Source organism: Bradyrhizobium sp. Rc2d (assembly GCF_900099855.1).
Classification (GTDB): Bacteria; Pseudomonadota; Alphaproteobacteria; order Rhizobiales; family Xanthobacteraceae; genus Bradyrhizobium.
This window is the reverse complement of record NZ_FNCU01000032.1, coordinates 57,980-73,338: the sequence shown is the minus strand read 5'-3', so window position 1 is coordinate 73,338 and position 15,359 is coordinate 57,980. Positions and strand designations below refer to the sequence as shown.

Annotated in this window: 15 protein-coding genes; 7 read left to right on the top strand and 8 right to left on the bottom strand. The window is 64.9% G+C overall.

Annotated elements, in window-relative coordinates:
- Positions 1 to 40: 40 nt before the first annotated feature.
- A complete protein-coding gene (locus BLV07_RS30965) occupies positions 41 to 1,069 on the bottom strand; it encodes an alpha/beta hydrolase (RefSeq protein WP_176945873.1) in 1,029 nt (342 codons plus the stop codon).
- Positions 1,070 to 1,277: 208 nt separating this feature from the next.
- Here BLV07_RS30965 and BLV07_RS47855 point away from each other — a divergent pair, with 208 nt between their 5' ends.
- Positions 1,278 to 1,895: a hypothetical protein gene (locus tag BLV07_RS47855; protein ID WP_176945872.1), complete on the top strand. Its 618-nt coding sequence runs from the start codon at positions 1,278 to 1,280 to the stop codon at positions 1,893 to 1,895.
- Positions 1,896 to 2,020: 125 nt separating this feature from the next.
- On the opposite strand, the gene BLV07_RS30955 is transcribed toward BLV07_RS47855, so the two are convergent.
- Together BLV07_RS30955 and BLV07_RS30950 are read right to left on the bottom strand one after the other, a co-directional pair.
- Positions 2,021 to 2,233: a hypothetical protein gene (locus tag BLV07_RS30955; RefSeq protein WP_091893517.1), complete on the bottom strand. Its 213-nt coding sequence runs from the start codon at positions 2,231 to 2,233 to the stop codon at positions 2,021 to 2,023.
- Between the two features lie 16 nt (positions 2,234 to 2,249).
- Positions 2,250 to 3,257, bottom strand: a complete 1,008-nt coding sequence (locus BLV07_RS30950; RefSeq protein ID WP_091893515.1) for a 2-dehydropantoate 2-reductase — start codon at positions 3,255 to 3,257, stop codon at positions 2,250 to 2,252.
- A 164-nt stretch (positions 3,258 to 3,421) separates the two neighbouring features.
- On the opposite strand from BLV07_RS30950, the gene BLV07_RS30945 reads away from it, so the two are divergent.
- Both BLV07_RS30945 and BLV07_RS30940 read left to right on the top strand, forming a co-directional pair.
- A complete protein-coding gene (locus tag BLV07_RS30945; protein WP_091893574.1) occupies positions 3,422 to 3,988 on the top strand; it encodes a YidB family protein in 567 nt (188 codons plus the stop codon).
- A gap of 28 nt (positions 3,989 to 4,016) precedes the next feature.
- Positions 4,017 to 4,289, top strand: a complete 273-nt coding sequence (locus BLV07_RS30940) for a GlsB/YeaQ/YmgE family stress response membrane protein (protein WP_176945871.1) — start codon at positions 4,017 to 4,019, stop codon at positions 4,287 to 4,289.
- A gap of 157 nt (positions 4,290 to 4,446) precedes the next feature.
- On the opposite strand, the gene BLV07_RS30935 is transcribed toward BLV07_RS30940, so the two are convergent.
- The gene (locus BLV07_RS30935; protein ID WP_091893511.1) at positions 4,447 to 5,232 is read right to left on the bottom strand and encodes an SDR family NAD(P)-dependent oxidoreductase; all 786 of its coding nucleotides are present in this window, start codon (positions 5,230 to 5,232) and stop codon (positions 4,447 to 4,449) included.
- Positions 5,233 to 5,480: 248 nt separating this feature from the next.
- Here BLV07_RS30935 and BLV07_RS30930 point away from each other — a divergent pair, with 248 nt between their 5' ends.
- The 3 genes from BLV07_RS30930 to BLV07_RS30920 all read left to right on the top strand — a co-directional run bounded on the left by BLV07_RS30930 (position 5,481) and on the right by BLV07_RS30920 (position 8,725).
- Positions 5,481 to 6,545, top strand: coding sequence for an acyl-CoA dehydrogenase family protein (locus BLV07_RS30930; protein ID WP_091893509.1), 1,065 nt, complete (start codon positions 5,481 to 5,483; stop codon positions 6,543 to 6,545).
- 16 nt (positions 6,546 to 6,561) lie between these two features.
- Positions 6,562 to 7,722, top strand: coding sequence for an acyl-CoA dehydrogenase family protein (locus BLV07_RS30925; RefSeq protein WP_091893507.1), 1,161 nt, complete (start codon positions 6,562 to 6,564; stop codon positions 7,720 to 7,722).
- Positions 7,723 to 7,912: 190 nt separating this feature from the next.
- Positions 7,913 to 8,725 carry an enoyl-CoA hydratase/isomerase family protein gene (locus BLV07_RS30920; protein WP_091893505.1) on the top strand — a complete coding sequence of 271 codons (813 nt, stop codon included), beginning with the start codon at positions 7,913 to 7,915 and terminating at the stop codon, positions 8,723 to 8,725.
- A 224-nt stretch (positions 8,726 to 8,949) separates the two neighbouring features.
- On the opposite strand, the gene BLV07_RS30915 is transcribed toward BLV07_RS30920, so the two are convergent.
- From BLV07_RS30915 to BLV07_RS30900, 4 genes are all read right to left on the bottom strand, one after another.
- Positions 8,950 to 11,064: an acetate--CoA ligase family protein gene (locus BLV07_RS30915; RefSeq protein WP_091893503.1), complete on the bottom strand. Its 2,115-nt coding sequence runs from the start codon at positions 11,062 to 11,064 to the stop codon at positions 8,950 to 8,952.
- Between the two features lie 149 nt (positions 11,065 to 11,213).
- Positions 11,214 to 11,963 carry a VOC family protein gene (locus tag BLV07_RS30910; protein WP_176945870.1) on the bottom strand — a complete coding sequence of 250 codons (750 nt, stop codon included), beginning with the start codon at positions 11,961 to 11,963 and terminating at the stop codon, positions 11,214 to 11,216.
- 2 nt (positions 11,964 to 11,965) lie between these two features.
- On the bottom strand, positions 11,966 to 12,757 hold the full coding sequence (locus tag BLV07_RS30905) for an enoyl-CoA hydratase (protein WP_091893499.1): 792 nt from the start codon (positions 12,755 to 12,757) through the stop codon (positions 11,966 to 11,968).
- Between the two features lie 153 nt (positions 12,758 to 12,910).
- A complete protein-coding gene (locus tag BLV07_RS30900) occupies positions 12,911 to 14,116 on the bottom strand; it encodes an ABC transporter substrate-binding protein (protein WP_091893497.1) in 1,206 nt (401 codons plus the stop codon).
- 463 nt (positions 14,117 to 14,579) lie between these two features.
- On the opposite strand from BLV07_RS30900, the gene BLV07_RS30895 reads away from it, so the two are divergent.
- Positions 14,580 to 15,350, top strand: a complete 771-nt coding sequence (locus BLV07_RS30895) for a thermonuclease family protein (RefSeq protein WP_244551250.1) — start codon at positions 14,580 to 14,582, stop codon at positions 15,348 to 15,350.
- Positions 15,351 to 15,359: the final 9 nt, after the last annotated feature.

Here is a 15,359-nt window from a genome sequence, read left to right as displayed (position 1 = left end):
GCCGCAAGCCTTCAAGACGTAAGCCTTCAACGCATGCGCATCAGCGCTCCGCGCCGCAGCCCGGACTATCGAACAGTGCCGCGAGCCCGCATGTCGAGGTCAGCATCTTGTCGGCGTCGTGGCCGACGCCCGCGACGTCCCAAAGCCGGTGATTAGGCGTGCCGTGGTTGCGCTTGGCCATCGCCTCCGCATAGGCGTGACCGCGGGCGTAGCGCGTGGCCCCTTGCGCCTTCGCCATGCAGCTCTTGTCGAGCGCGGGATGCTCCGGATTGGTGTCGAGGGTGCCGAGCAGATAGATCACCTCGCGCTCGACATAGCGCTGTTCGAGCGCAGTCGGCGTGACGTTCGCAAGATAGGGCGGCCGCTCGTCCATGCCGTACTTCCAATTGTTGTAGCCCGGGCAGGAGGCGGCGATGGCGGACACCGGCCGCTCGGCGCTGAAATAGGCGTAGGACGACGGGTTGGCGACGACGTAGCGGACATCGATGTGCTGGCGCGACAGCGCCGCCTCGCCCTTGCCGGCGATGGCGTAGCGCTGCGCGACCTGGCCGCCGCCGGAATGGCCGGCGATCACGACCTGCTTCAGGTTCGGGAAGATGCGCCGGTCGGTGAGCTTTGCCAGAATCGCATCGAGCGCCTCGAACGAGGAGACCGGATTGGGCGCCAGCGCGGCGTCACCGCCCTCCCACCCCTCCAGCGACCAGCGCAGCATATCGGCCGGCAGCTTGTGGGCCTCGACATCGATCTCCGCCAAGAACTGCGGCACGATCATGAGCGCGCGCTTGCCGTCGTCGCCCGCTGCGACCTGCGCGGTGTGGGCTGACAGATAATATTCGTCGGCATTGCGCAGCCGTCCATGCAGCACGATGATCGCGCGCGAGATCGCCGGCAGCGGCATCGACCAGTCGCTGGAGAGATAGAGCGGCAGAATGCCCTGGCCGCCGACCGCGAGCCGCGCGTCCGCAACCGCTCTCACCGGCTTGCGGTTGGGCGCAGCTTCGTCCGCCGCGAAGGCATGGCCGCAAATCAGCACCAGCGCGATTGCGACGAGACCGGCCAACGCTCGCATGACGGACATTCCCCTTCGAATTCAAATCGATAAAAGTCTAAGCACATCATCTGCGCGCGGCTGTGACTCGCGCGCCACGTCAAGCAAAAAATGTCAGCAGCCCAGCCATGAAATTCCCGGGTTCCATGGGTGACAAGCCGGCGATAAAGAGGCAAAAATCCGACTCGACTCGGGGCGGGTTGAGTTTTGCAAGGAATGCTCTCGTAGAATGTCGGTCGTAGTTGCATCGCGTCGTGCGGCGCTTCTCGTTGCCGCAGCAGGATTTTTTCTGCTGACCTTGCCGCATGCCCAGGCCCAATGGTGGAAGCGCGCGCCCGTCGACTTCGAGGAATGCGCCGACGCCGCTGAAAAATCCTCGACAAAGGCCGAGAAGACCGCGGCGCTTGCCGACTGCAACGCCAAATTCGCCGGCCGCCGCAAGGCTGGCGGCGGCTATTCCTATTACGACTTCCTCCAGGATCGCACCTTCGACATCGCCGGGCCGAATCCGACCCCGGAAGAGCAGAAGAAGATCGACGCCGCTTACACCGCCTATCTCGCCAACCAGCGCCGCATTAATGAAGCGGCCCAAGCCACCGCGCGTCAGCAGCGCGAGCAGCAGGAACAACAGGTACAGCAGTTCCAGCAGGTCGCGCTGCGAACCGACATCGAGCGCGTGCCCGTCCCGGTCCAGCGGCCGAAAGTGCAGCAGACTGCCGGCCAGCGAAAGGGCGCGCCCTGCACCAAGGGCTCCTTCTCCTGCGAATGGCCGCGGCTGTCGGAAAGCTTGAACGATTTGAAGAAGTTGTTCAATCCAACGCCGAGCAAGCCGGCGAAGAAGGGCTAGCTAGCCACCGCCGTCATTGCGAGGAGCCCTTGCGACGAAGCAATCCAGAATCCTGCCGCGGAGAGATTCTGGATTGCTTCGCTGCGCTCGCAATGACGAGTTGGATGGAGATTCGCGTCCCTTCCTCAATTCGCGTGCTTCTTGCTCCGTTTCGGTTTGGCCACCGACGCACTCGCGGGCGCCGCTGCCGTTGGCGAAGCGCTCAACGCCTTGCGGCTCTCCCGCAATCGCGCGTCATAGCCCGGAGAGTTCACGACCGTCGGCGGCCTTGCATCGGCGAGCGTCGATACGCCGCAGAGCACGGCCAGCGCGATCCCAATCGTCAAACAACGCTTCATCGCGCTCCTCCTTCACTCACGCTGCCCCGCGAATCTGCTGCGGCGTCAGCCCGGGCGGGCCGTTGCCCGCGGCTTCGGCTCCCTTGATCAGCGCAACAATGCGGCGCATCAGCGGCACGTCGACATTGTTTTGCTCGGCCAGCGCGATGACCGCGCCCTGGAGATAGTCGATCTCGGTCTTGCGCCCGTGCTTCAGGTCCTGCCACATCGAGGAGCGCGCCTCGGGATCGATCTTCATCGTGCGTCCCAGGATCGCGTTGAAGATCACGTCGGGCAGCCGCAGCAAGGCCGGCGTCCATCCCATTGGGATCGGCGTTGCCGAGACCGGCGCGATGCCGGCGGCCTTCAGCGCGGCGAGGCCCTCGGCCATCTGGTCCGCGAACAGCCTTCGCCAGTCGCGGTTCGCCAGCTGCGCGGCGAGCGGCATGTCGGACAGCGCGCTGAGCGCATTGTTCAGATTGATGATCAGCTTGCCCCATTGCACGCCGGTGATGTCGCGGCTCGCGCGCACCCTGAGGCCGGCCACCGAGAGCGCGAGAGCTGTGTTCGCATCGTCCTCACCAACATGGATGTCGCCGGAGGTCGAGCGGTGGAAACGGCCCTCGCCCATCGCGATCACGTTGAACGGCACCATGCCGGCGAGCACACGCCGATCGCCGAGATGCTCGCGCAGCACCGTCACATTGCCAATGCCGTTCTGAAGCGAGACGATAACGGCGTCTTGCGGCGCATGCTGCGCGATCTGCTCCGCGACATCGGCGGTGTCGGCGCTCTTCACTGTCACCAGCACGATGCCGGCGCTGTGGAAGATCGAAGGATCCTCCGACAACGCGAGCTGGCCCGCACCGAGCTTGTTCTCGGAGCCGTCGAAATCGGACAGCCGCAGGCCGAACCGCTCGATCTCGGTCTTCACCCGCGGCCGCACCAGCAGCGCGACGCGGCGGCCCGCGGCCGCCAGCATGCCGCCGACGAAACAGCCGATGGCACCGGCGCCGGCCACCACAATCGGTCGATCCGTAACCACTGACCTCGCTCCCTGAATGACCGGCCTTCGATAGCAGAGGCGAGGCCGGCTGCCCATCGCGTCGCGGCCGCCTTGTAACCGTCATGACCGCCCCATATGTTTTCGCCCCGGGGGAGCCTGTCAGCGGCGAGCGCTCGCCGAACGAGACGCCAAAGGAGAGCACCATGGGTCTACTCGACGTCCTCAACGGCATGCAGAACGGCCCGCGCGGCCCCAGCGCGCCCAGCTCCGAGAAATCCTCCGGCGGCATGTCGCCGATGACCATGGCGCTGCTCGGCCTGCTCGCCTGGAAGGCGTTCAAGCATATCACCGCAAACCAATCCGGCACGGCGCCGCAACCGTCGCCGACGCCTGCGCCGCCGCCGGTCAGCGCCGGCGCGGGCGGTGGCCTCAGCGATTTGCTCAAAGGTGGTCTCGGCGGCCTGCTTGCGGGCGGCGCGGCCGGCACCGTGCTCAGCGGCGGGCTCGGCGATCTTCTCAACCAGCTCCAGCAGGGCGGCCATGGCGACACCGCGAATTCCTGGGTCGGCAAGGGCGAGAACAAGCCGATTGCGCCGGGCGATCTCGCCAGCGCGCTCGGCGCCGACCAGATCGACAGCCTGTCCGCCCAGAGCGGCCTGTCACGCGAGGAGCTGCTGTCCGGCCTCAGCCAGTATCTGCCGCAGGTGATCGATCATTTGACGCCGGACGGAAGGCTGCCGACCGAGAATGAGCTCTCGGGTCGCATCTGATTGTCGTCAAAGTGAGGGGAGCACTGTCATGAGCATGGGCGGCCTGTTGTGGATCATCCTCGTCGGCTTCGTCGCCGGCCTCATCGCGCGCTGGCTCGCGCCGGGGCCGAACAATCCGAGCGGCTTCATCCTCACCACCATCCTCGGCATCGCCGGCGCGTTTCTGGCGACCTTCGTCGGCCAGGCCATCGGCCATTACAGCCCCGACCAGGGCGCCGGCTTCATCATGGCCACGGTCGGCGCAGTGGTGGTGCTGTTCATCTGGCACCGCCTGCTGGCCAGCGGCGTGATCAAAGGGTGACGGCATAGGCCGTGGGGCACGCTGCCACCCCACACTCCGTCATTGCGAGGAGCCCGCGACAAAATTGCGAAGCAATTTTGCGCTGGTGCGACGAAGCAATCCAGAATGTCTCCGCGGAGAGATTACTGGATTGCTTCGCTTCGCTCGCAATGACGAGCTAAGTAATCAAATGCATCCCCGCATCCATGCGCACGACCTCGCCGGTCATATTGCTGGAGGCCGGCATTGCGAGGAAGCAAACGAGCTGCGCGATGTCTTCCGCGCTTGAGGCGACCTTGAGCGGCACCTTCGCGACCACGCTGTCGCGCACCTGCTTTGCCCCGGCCTCGCCGCGGCCCTTGGTGAACCAGGGCGTGTCGATATAGCCGGGGCACACCGTGTTGACGCGGATCAGCGGCGCCAGCGCGCGCGACAACGACAACGTCATGGTGTTGAGCGCGCCCTTGCTCGCGGCATAGGCGATTGACGAGCCGACGCCGCTGATGCCGGCGACCGAGGACACGTTGACCACCGCCGACGGCCGCCCCGAGGCCTTGGCGCCAGCCTCGAGCAGGCTGCGTGCCGCGCGCACCATCTGGAAGGGGCCGATGGTGTTGACACCGTAGAGGCGCTGGAAATCTTCCGCCGACAAGCCATCGAGATCGGCATGGGCAACGTGCTTGGTGGTGCCGGCATTGTTGACGAGCACGTCGAGTCGGTCCCAACCGGCCGCCGCCGCGACGATCTTGCGACAATCGTCATCCTTCGAAACGTCGCCCTGCGCGACCAGGACTTCCGCGGCGCCGGCCTTGCGACAGAGCTCAGCCGTGGCCTCGGCCTCCTTCTGGCTCGAGGAATAGTTGATGACGAGCCGGGCCCCGTTCCGCGCGAGAATTTCCGCGGTCGCGGCACCAAGGCCGGATGCCGATCCCGTCACGATTGCGCACAAACTGTCCTTGGCCATCCTGGTTTCCTTCCCCTGTCTCTGACGTCGGTGCCTTGTTTAGCGAGTTTGCCGCGCCCTGCAAATCGAGCAAACTCCGCTAAGCGGAATTAGCCTCCTATTGGTCCTTGCGCCCATGCCTGCGCCGCAGGTTGACCTGCGATCAACGCTTGTCAGGGCCATGGCTTTTTCCGATCATCGGGCGCAAGAAGAACCCGCGCGCTGGCCCACCGGGGCGGACGCGCCAATGGCAAAACACGGGGAACGCTGTGGCGGAGAGTGACAATATCGTCGTCGAGACCGCGGAAAAAATCTTCGCCGATCTCGCCGATCCGCAAACCATCAACAACGACAAGAAGAATTCTTGGCAGGCACCGCTGTGGCAGGCGCTGAGCGAGGCCGGCCTGCCGCTATCGTGGGTGCCTGACGACCTCGGCGGCTCCGGTGCCAGCCTTGCCGACGGTTTTGCGCTTCTGAACGCTGCGGGCCGCTTTGCGGTCGCCGTTCCCCTGGCCGAGACCATGCTAGCCGGCTGGCTGCTGGCGCAGGCCAAGATCGCATCGCCCGCGGGCGAGATGACCGTGCTGCCGGCCTCGCCAAAGGATCGCATCACGCTCGGTGCCGACGGCGCGCTCTCCGGCCGCGCCCGCGGCGTGCCCTTTGCCAAGGCGGCGAAGCATTTTGCGGTGCTGGCGCATGGCAAGGACGGCGTTTGCATCGCGCTGGTGAATGCGGCCAAGGCGCGGATCGAAGCCGGGCTCAACGTCGGCTACGACCACAGCGACACCGTGACGCTCGACAAGGTTCAGTCCGTCACCCTCAAGCCGGCGCCGAAAGGTTTTGATCAGACCACCTTGATGCTGATGGGCGGCGTCGCACGCAGCCTCCAGATCGCCGGCGCGCTGGAATCGATGCTCGATATCTCCGTGCGCTATTCCAACGAGCGCGTCGCCTTCGAGAAGAAGATCTCGAAATTCCAGGCGGTGCAGCACAATCTCGCACGCCTCGCCGGTGAATCCGCCGCAGCGCTTGCGGCGGCGACGTCTGCCGCCGATGCCATCGCGAACGCCAAGACGTTCGACGACGAGGTCTATCTCGAAGCCGCCTCCGCAAAGATCCGGTGCGCGGAAGCCGCAGAGAAAGGCGGCGGCATCGCCCACCAGGTTCACGGCGCAATCGGCTTCACCATGGAGCACATCCTGCACCGCTATTCGCTGCGGGCGCTGGCCTGGCGCGACGACTTCGGCTCGGAAAGCCACTGGGCCGTCGAGCTCGGCAAGCTCGTCGCAAACCGCGGCGCCGATGAATTGTGGCCGCTCGTGGCCTCGCGCTGATCAGGGGACGACCGCAATGACCGCTGCCCTCCGTTTCGATCCGATCCGCCTGCCGGAAAAATGCGAGCAATTGCGCAAGGAAGTCCGCGCCTTCCTCGCCGAGGAAATCGCCGCCGGCACTTTCGATCCGCACAAGCCCAACCGCGAAGACACCGACGCGCCGGAATTTTCCCGCCGGGTCGGCGCCAAGGGCTGGCTCGGCATGACCTGGCCCAAAAAGTATGGCGGCCAGGAGCGCTCTTTCCTTGAACGCTACGTGGTGACCGAGGAAATGCGCGTCGCCAATGCGCCGACGCGGCGCTTCTTCGTCGCCGACCGCCAGAGCGGGCCGGTGCTGCTGAAATACGCGCCCGAGCACATCAAGATGGAGATCCTGCCGCGCATCTGCCGCGGCGAGATCTGCTTCGCGATCGGCATGAGCGAACCGAACTCCGGCTCCGACCTGTTCGCCGCGAAAACGCGCGCGACCAAGACCGACGGCGGCTATCTCATCAACGGCACCAAGGTATGGACCTCGTCGGCGCATATCGCCGACTACATGATTGCGATCTTCCGGACCTCGCCGCCGACCAAGGAGAATCGCCGCCACGGCCTGACGCAATTTTTGGTCAAGATGAAGCAGCCGGGCATCAAGGTCAACCCGATCGGGCAGATCACCGGCCAGTACGAGTTCAACGAGGTCGTCTTCACCGATCACTTCATCCCCGACGATCATGTGCTCGGCGAGGTCGATGGCGCCTGGAAGCAGGCGACATCAGAACTTGCGTATGAGCGCTCGGGCCCCGAACGCTTCCTCGAAACCTATTACGTGCTGACCGAACTGGTGCGCGCGATCGGTCCCAACCCGGACACGCGCAGTGCCGAGGGCCTCGGGCGCCTCGTCGCGCAGCTCCACACCATGCGACGCATGTCGGTCTCGGTTGCCGGCATGCTGCAGGCCGGCAAAGAGCCGGTGGTGGAAGCGTCCATCGTCAAGGATATCGGCACGGTCTGGGAGCAGCAGCTGCCGCACCGGGTGCGCGATCTCGCCGCCTTCGTCGAGGAGACCGCAACCAACCGCGAGACGCTGGAGCGGCAGCTCGACTTCGCCATCAAGACCGCACCCAAACTCACCATCCAGGGCGGTACCACCGAGGTGCTGCGCGGCATCATCGCCCGCGGACTGGGACTTCGATAGTGCGGATGAGAGCGATGCTCTGGCAGCGCGCGCCCTTCACCTCTCCCATCGGGAGAGGTCGGCGCGTAGCGCCGGGTGAGGGGTTAGGATCCCACGATAGAGCTGAGCCCCTCACCCGATTTGCTGGCGCAAATCGACCTCTCCCTCCGGGAGAGGTGGTTCTTCGCTACTGAGATACTGGAGGCACAAAATGACCACATACAAAGATATCGGCGTCGAGAAGGTCGGACACGTCGGCACCATCGAGATCCGCCGGCCGCCGCTCAATTTCTTCGACATCTCACTGATCAACCAGATCGCGGACGCGCTCGACGAGTTCGACCGCGACATCGAGATCCGTGCCTCGGTTTTGTCGGCGCAGGGCAAAGCGTTCTGCGCTGGCGCCAATTTCCAGGATCCGGCGCGGCAGGCGCAGGAGGCGCGCGAGGCCGAGAAGAAGGGCGATCCGGCCGACAGTCTCGGGCCGATCAACCATCTCTACATTCAGGCCGTGCGCATCTTCCGCGCCAAGAAGCCGATCGTCGCCGCCGTGCAGGGCGCCGCCATCGGCGGCGGCCTCGGTCTTGCGGTATCGGCCGACTTTCGCGTCACCTGCCCCGAAGCCCGTTTCTCCGCGAACTTCACAAAGCTTGGCTTCCATCCCGGCTTCGGCCTGACCGTGACGCTGCCCGAGCTGATCGGCAAGAACAACGCCGAGCTGATGTTCTACACCAGCCGACGCGTCACCGGCGAAGAAGCGCTGAAGTGGGGCCTCGCCAACGAGCTGGTGCCGCAGGACCAGGTGAAATCAGCCGCGATGAAGCTCGCCGGCGAGATCGCCGAATGCTCCCCGCTCGGCCTGCTCTCCACCCGCGCCACGATGCGTGCCGACCTCGCCGACCGCGTGATGGCCGCGACCAATCACGAGCTCGCCGAGCAGACGCGCCTGCGTGCGACGGAAGACTTCAAGGAAGGCGTCAAGGCCACGGAGGAGCGGCGCGCGGCGAATTTTAAGGGAAGGTGATTGCGGCCGCGCCGCGGCGCTGCCACACTTCGCTGTCGTCCTGGCGAAAGCCAGGACCCATTACCCCAAGGAGAAGTTGCGGCGCGAAGCTGGTAACAACGAGCCTTCGTAAGACTGCTTCCTGGGGTAATGGGTCCTGGATCAGCGCTCGCTTCGCTCGCTTGTCCAGGACGACCAGTGTTGTTTGATGCTCCTACACTCCCCAATGTCGTCCCGGCGGCCCGCTACCTCCGCCCCACCACGAGCGCGTCGACGATCGTCACACCCTGCCCCTCGGCGTGCACCAGCACCGGGTTGAGCTCGATCTCCGCAATCTCCTGCGCATGCCGTGCGGCGAGCACCGAGACATCCGCGATCAATTGCGCCAGCGCTGCGACATCCGCCTTCGCCGCTCCGCGAAAACCATTCAGCAGCGGCGCCGCCTTCAATCCCGCCAGCATTGCGCCGGCCTCCTCTGCACCGACAGGCGCCGGACGATAGACGACGTCGCGGAACAGCTCGGTGGTGACGCCGCCGAGCCCGACCATCACCATCGGCCCAAACGTCTGGTCCATCATCGTTCCCACGATGATCTCGACGCCCTTCTTCGCCATCGGACCGACCAGCACACCCTGGATCGCCGCGTCCGGCCGCTGCATGCGCGCATTGTCGAGCAGCGCTTCGAATGCCAGGAAGACCTCGCCCTTGGTGGTGATGTTGACGCGCACGCCGCCGACCTCGCTCTTGTGCGCGATGTCGGGCGACTGGATCTTCATCACCAGTGGAAAGCCCACGCGGGCGACGGCTTCATCCAGCCCGGCCTTGTCCGTCACCAGCACTTCGTCCGGCAGCGCGATGCCGGCGGCGCGGAGCAATGTCTTGCTGTCGGCCTCGGACAATGCTTGCGACTTCAAATGCGCAGAGAGATCGCGCACCGGCAACCGCGTCTCGTCCGCGCGTTTCGGCAGATTGAATTTCGCGTAGTCGACGAGCCGCCGCATCGCGACGCCAACATGAGTCAAACCCGAGAGGACCACGACAGCGGATTTCGCGAGCTCCCGCCGCGCGAAGTCGGAGGGGACCGTGTAGGAATAGAACGCGACCGGCTTCTTCTGCGCCGCCAGTACCGGCGTCAGCTCGGCCTCGTCGAACGGCTTGCGCACCTCGCTCGACAGTGACAGCACGATCAGCACCGCATCGACCTCGTCGGAGGCGGTGAGCAGGTCGACGCTCTTTTGCAATCCGCCGGAGGTCACGCCTTGCGCGGTGACGTCGATCGGGTTGCGCGCGGTGCCGTAGGACGGCATCAGCGTTCGGATCCCCGCCTGGATCGTTTCGGAGAGCTCCGGCACCTGCAAGCCCTGCAGTGCCACGGCATCCGCGCCCCAGATGCCGGCGCCGCCGGAGACGGTGACGACGGCGACGCGATCGCCCTTGGGCAGCGGATTGCTGGCGAGCAGCGCCGCGATCGTCAACGCTTCGTCGAGATCGTTGGAGACGATAAAACCGTATTTCGCGAACACCGCGTCATAGGCCGCCGACCAGCCGGCCATGCTCGCCGTGTGCGAGGCCGCCGCGCGCTGGCCGGCGCCGGAGCGGCCGACTTTTGTCACGATGACGGGCTTCCTCGCCTCGGCGGCGCGCCGCGCGGCGGCCAGAAACTTGTCGACGTCGCGGATGCCTTCGATGAACAGCAGGATCACGTCGGTCGAGGTGTCCTGCACCAGATAGTCCAGGAACTCGCCGGCGCCGAGATCGGATTCGTTGCCGGCGCTGACGACGTAGCTCACGGCGATGCCGATCGCCCGCGCGCGATGATAATAGGCAAAGCCGATGCCGCCACTCTGCGCGACGATGCCGATCCGCTTTTGCGTCGCGACCAGCGGCACCACACCCGGCTTGACGTCCACCGCGGGACTGAAGGTGGCCGCCACGCGCTGCACCTGGCTGAAAAAGCCCTCGGCGTTCGGGCCGGAGATCCGCATGCCGGTGCGCCTGGCCAACGCTGCGATCGCATCCTGCATCGCGGCGCTGTCGCCGCCCTCCTCCGCGAAGCCGGAGGAGATGATGACGGCGTTCTTGACGCCGGCGACGGCGCATTGCTCGAGCGCAGGCAGCACCGCGCGCGCCGGGATGACGATGACGGCGAGATCGATCGGCGCGCCGATCTCGGCGGTCGATCTATAACAGGCGAGCCCGTCGATGTCGGCATAGTTCGGGTTCACCGGATAGATCTTGCCGGGATAATCGTTCTTGCGCAGCATCGACAGCAGCCGCCCCGGAATCTTCTCGTGATCGCGCGAGGCCCCGATCAGCGCGATGCTGGCGGGCGCGAAGAAGCTGTCGAGCGGATGCGGCATGTGCAGATTCCAGTTGTTGATCTGGTGCTATCCCCGTCATGGCCGGGCTTGTCCCGGCCATCCACGTCTTGCTTCTCAACGATCGTCAAGAACGTGGATGCCCGGGACAAGCCCGGGCATGACGACACAACGAGAAATGTCGCAAGTGGTCAAGCAACGAGCCGGAACGTTACCCCACCTAACAAGAACTCGTTGCCGGCAACCGCATGCCCCTTCTCCCGCGCCGCATGCAGCACACGTGCAGCATCCGTCACCCGAAATTCCAGTGCGCTCATGATTTCGCTGGTGCCCTTGACGAAGCGGAAGGTTGCGTTGGGCAGCTTCAGTTCGGCGTCGCGAGCTGCAACACCGATGATCTTGCCCCAGTGCTCCGCCAGCCCCACCGGTTCGGGGCTCTGCATCTCGACGGCCGTCAGCGCCTGCGTCACATCCTTGCGGATGAATTTTTGCCAATCGGGTCCCGCCGGCGGATAGGCACCCAGAATGTCGTCGCTGCCTTCGGTGTGGTTGAATTCGATGAAGGCGGCGCGGCAGTCGCGCGGGTGGAGCTGCACGCCGTGATACGGCGCATGGTCGATGACGTTGGCCGTGCGCACGCCAAGCGCGTTGGCGTTGCGACCGCGCTCGTCCGGATCGTCGCAGCAGAAGATCGCCATGTAGCCGCCGCGGCCGCCGGTCTTCTCGATGAAGCGGCCGGCCGTGGTGCCGTCCTTGAAGGGCGCAACGACTTCCAGCAGGATCGTGTCGACCGGGAGCAGCGCGTTCTCCAGACCGTATTTCGCGACATTGCCGTCGCGATAGCACACAGTGAGGCCCATGATCCTGGCGATATCGGTGATGACAGGCTCAAGCTGCGGCGCAACCAGGCAGATCTGACGCAGCCGGATATAGGGCGCCATCGTCATGCGCCCTTGAACGTCGGCTTGCGCTTCTCGACGAAGGCCTTGGCGGCCTCCTTGTGGTCCTCGGTGTCGCCGCAACGGGTGTGATGGATCGCTTCGCCGTCGAAGCAATCCTCCAGCGCCAGATGCTCGGCATTGTTGATGTTGCGCTTGATGAAGCCGAGCGCGATCGATGGCCCCTGCGCCAGCGACAGCGCAAGCTCGTGCGCGGCGGCGTCGATCTCGGCGTCGGGCACGACCTTGGTCACCATGCCGATGGCGTGCGCCTCCTTAGCGGTGAGGACCGGCGACATCAGATAGAGCTCGCGCGCCCGCGCGCTGCCGAGCAGTTGCGTCAGGAAATAAGTCCCGCCATAGTCGCCGGAGAAGCCGACCTTGGCGAAGGCCGTGGTGATCTTGCAGGACTCGCTGGCGATGCGCAGGTCGCAGGACAGCGCCATCGACAGACCGGCGCCGGCCGCCGCGCCGTCGAGCTGTGCCACGACGGGCTTTGGCATCTGGTGCAGGATGCGCGAGACCTCCATGCCGCGGCGCAGGTTTGCGAGCTTCTGCTCGAACGGCAGCGGCGCCCGGCCCTCCGCCATCGACTTGACGTCGCCGCCGACACAGAAGCTGCCGCCAGCGCCCTTGAACAGCACCGCGCGCACCTCCGGATCGTCAGCCGCGCGCCGCGCCGCCTCGACCAGCCCGCGCACCATGTCGGGGTTGAGCGCGTTCTTCCGCTCCGGCCGGTTCATGGTGATGGTGAGCAGCCCGCCTTCGAGCTTTTGCAGGACCATGTCGTTGCTCATGGGGTGGTCTCCCTTGTTGTTGTTTTGCTCGGTCTATCGTCACTCTCGTCATTGCGAGCGAAGCGAAGCAATCCAGGAATGTTTCCGCGGAGACAGTCTGGAGTGCTTCGTCGCAAGAGCTCCTCGCAATGACGTCGTGACTACGTCACGCCGTCACTTCTTCACCAGCGGGCAGCGCGACTGCTCCAGCGACTGGAACGCCTCATTGCCGGGCACGGTGGCGAGCAGCTTGTAATCGTCCCAGCGGCCCTTGGACTCCGACGGCTTCTTCACCTCGAACAGGTACATGTCGTGGATCATGCGGCCGTCCTCGCGGATCTTGCCGTTATGAGCGAAGAAGTCGTTGATCGGCGTCTCCTTCATCACCTTCATCACCGCAGCAGCGTCGGTCGTGCCGGCCGCCTTCACCGCCTTCAGATAATGCGTCACGGAGGAATAGACCCCGGCCTGTGCCGAGGTCGGCGGCCGCTTCACGCGCTCCTGGAAGCGCTTGGAGAAGGCGCGCGTCTCGTCGTTCATGTCCCAGTAGAACGCTTCGGCCAGCAACAGGCCCTGCGCGGTCTCCAGGCCGATCGAGTCGATGTCGGTGACGAAGGCGAGCAGCGGCGACAGCTTCTGGCCGCCCTTCATGATGCCGAACTCCGCCGACTGCTTGATGGCGTTGACGGTGTCGCCGCCGGCATTGGCAAGACCAATCACCTTGGCCTTCGAGGCCTGCGCCTGGAGCAGGAACGACGAGAAATCCGAGGTGTTGAGCGGATGACGGACGTTGCCGAGCACCTTGCCACCGGTCTTGGTGACGACGTTGCTGGTGTCCTTCTCCAGGTCCTGGCCGAAGGCATAATCGGCGGTGAGGAAGAACCAGGTGTCGAGGCCCGACTTCACGGCTGCAAGCCCGGTCACGTTGGCCTGGGCGAACGTGTCGAACACGTAGTGCACGGTATAGGGGCCGCAGGCTTCGTTGCTGAGGCGGATCGAGCCGGGGCCGTTGAAGATGATGATCTTGTTGCGTGCCTTCGCAATCTCGCCGGCAGCGAGCGCGGTCGCGGAGGCCGCGACATCGTAGATCATCTCGACGCCCTGGTTGTCGAGCATATCGCGAGCGATGTTGGCGGAGAGATCGGCCTTGTTGAGATGGTCGGCCGCCAGCACCTGGATCTTGCGTCCCAGCACCTCGCCGCCAAAGTCCTCGACAGCCATCTTGGCCGCGGTCTCGCTGCCGGGGCCGGTGATGTCGGCGTAGAGGCTCGACATATCGAGAATGCCGCCGATCTTGAGCGGTGGCTTGTCCTCCGCCTGCACGACGCTCGCACTGAGAGCAAACGCGGCAGCAAAAATGCCCGACAGAATATGCTTCATCGAAAAAGACCTCCCTTATCGCGCCGTGCTCTGATGGCGGCTTGGTTATTGCTCTTGGCCATTGGTCTTGGCTATCGCTATTGGCGGCGATCATGCCGCATGCGCGAGAGGGCAGCAAGCGCGAGGTGCCATTACAGGCGCATGATTGCCGCGCATGTTTTCCGCAAAGCGGAATGGTGGAGTGCGGCGAAATATTTCCACGTCATTGCAAGCGCAGCGAAGCAATCCAGAATCTTTCAGCGGAGGGACTCTGGATTGCTTCGCTGCGCTCGCAATGACGGCGTGTGAGGCAATGGCGAAGCATCACATGATCTGCCGTAGGGTGGGCAAAGGCGCACTCTTCGCGCCGTGCCCACCGCCTGCGCGGTGGCCAAAGACGTGGGCACGCCCACCCTACGACAGCCCTTCGTCGTTCGCTACATTTGGGTTAGAACTGGAGCGTAACACAACCTCTCCGGGCCACGTGGCGCAACGGTTTCATCTCATCGTCGCATGTCTTCTTGTCGCGGGTCACGCCGCGTCCGCCTCGCCATGCCAATTCGAGTCCCAAGGCGAGGGCCGTGTCGCCGCGATCGTCGATGCGCGCAGCATCCGCCTCGACGACGGCCGCGAGATCCGCCTCGCCGGCATCGAGCCGACGGCGACGACGAAGCAGGCGCTGACCGCGCTGCTCGCCGGCCGCGACGTGACACTGCGGAGCTCTGACGACACGCCCGACCGTTACGGCCGCCAGAACGCGCTGGTCTTCGACGGCGAAAGCAACACCTCCGTGCAGGCCGCGCTGCTCGCCCAGGGCGATGCCATCGTCTCCGCGGAGATCGCGGACAAGGACTGCGCCGCCGCCCTGATGGCGTCGGAGGCCGAGGCGCGGCGCCAAAAAAAGGGCAGCTGGGCTGACCCGTCGGCCATAAAAAACGCGGAAAGTCCGGACGATATTTTGGCGGGGATCGGGCGCTTTATGGTGGTCGAGGGCAAAGTCCTGTCGGTCCGGCAAGCTGGGGCAATGACCTACCTCAACTTCGGACGAAACTGGACACGCGGCTTTGCGGCGACTATCTCAAAGCGCACGTTACCGGCGTTTGAAAGCGCCAGAATTGCCCTTAAGTCCCTGGAAAATAAACGTATTCGAGTTCGGGGCTGGGTCGAGGGGAACACGGGGCCGCGGATCGATATACGCCTCGTGGGACAGGTCGAGTTGCTAGGCGCAAACGAGCCGACAGGGGTAAGGCCCTAAAAGGGCCGG

Excerpts from the sequence above, each read along its gene's own strand:
- BLV07_RS30965 (WP_176945873.1), bottom strand. The coding sequence starts at position 1,069 with ATGCGAGCGTTGGCCGGTCTCGTCGCAATCGCGCTGGTGCTGATTTGC.
- BLV07_RS47855 (WP_176945872.1), top strand. The coding sequence starts at position 1,278 with ATGTCGGTCGTAGTTGCATCGCGTCGTGCGGCGCTTCTCGTTGCCGCA.
- BLV07_RS30955 (WP_091893517.1), bottom strand. The coding sequence starts at position 2,233 with ATGAAGCGTTGTTTGACGATTGGGATCGCGCTGGCCGTGCTCTGCGGC.
- BLV07_RS30945 (WP_091893574.1), top strand. The coding sequence starts at position 3,422 with ATGGGTCTACTCGACGTCCTCAACGGCATGCAGAACGGCCCGCGCGGC.
- BLV07_RS30940 (WP_176945871.1), top strand. The coding sequence starts at position 4,017 with ATGAGCATGGGCGGCCTGTTGTGGATCATCCTCGTCGGCTTCGTCGCC.
- BLV07_RS30935 (WP_091893511.1), bottom strand. The coding sequence starts at position 5,232 with ATGGCCAAGGACAGTTTGTGCGCAATCGTGACGGGATCGGCATCCGGC.
- BLV07_RS30925 (WP_091893507.1), top strand. The coding sequence starts at position 6,562 with ATGACCGCTGCCCTCCGTTTCGATCCGATCCGCCTGCCGGAAAAATGC.
- BLV07_RS30920 (WP_091893505.1), top strand. The coding sequence starts at position 7,913 with ATGACCACATACAAAGATATCGGCGTCGAGAAGGTCGGACACGTCGGC.
- BLV07_RS30915 (WP_091893503.1), bottom strand. The coding sequence starts at position 11,064 with ATGCCGCATCCGCTCGACAGCTTCTTCGCGCCCGCCAGCATCGCGCTG.
- BLV07_RS30910 (WP_176945870.1), bottom strand. The coding sequence starts at position 11,963 with ATGGCGCCCTATATCCGGCTGCGTCAGATCTGCCTGGTTGCGCCGCAG.
- BLV07_RS30905 (WP_091893499.1), bottom strand. The coding sequence starts at position 12,757 with ATGAGCAACGACATGGTCCTGCAAAAGCTCGAAGGCGGGCTGCTCACC.
- BLV07_RS30900 (WP_091893497.1), bottom strand. The coding sequence starts at position 14,116 with ATGAAGCATATTCTGTCGGGCATTTTTGCTGCCGCGTTTGCTCTCAGT.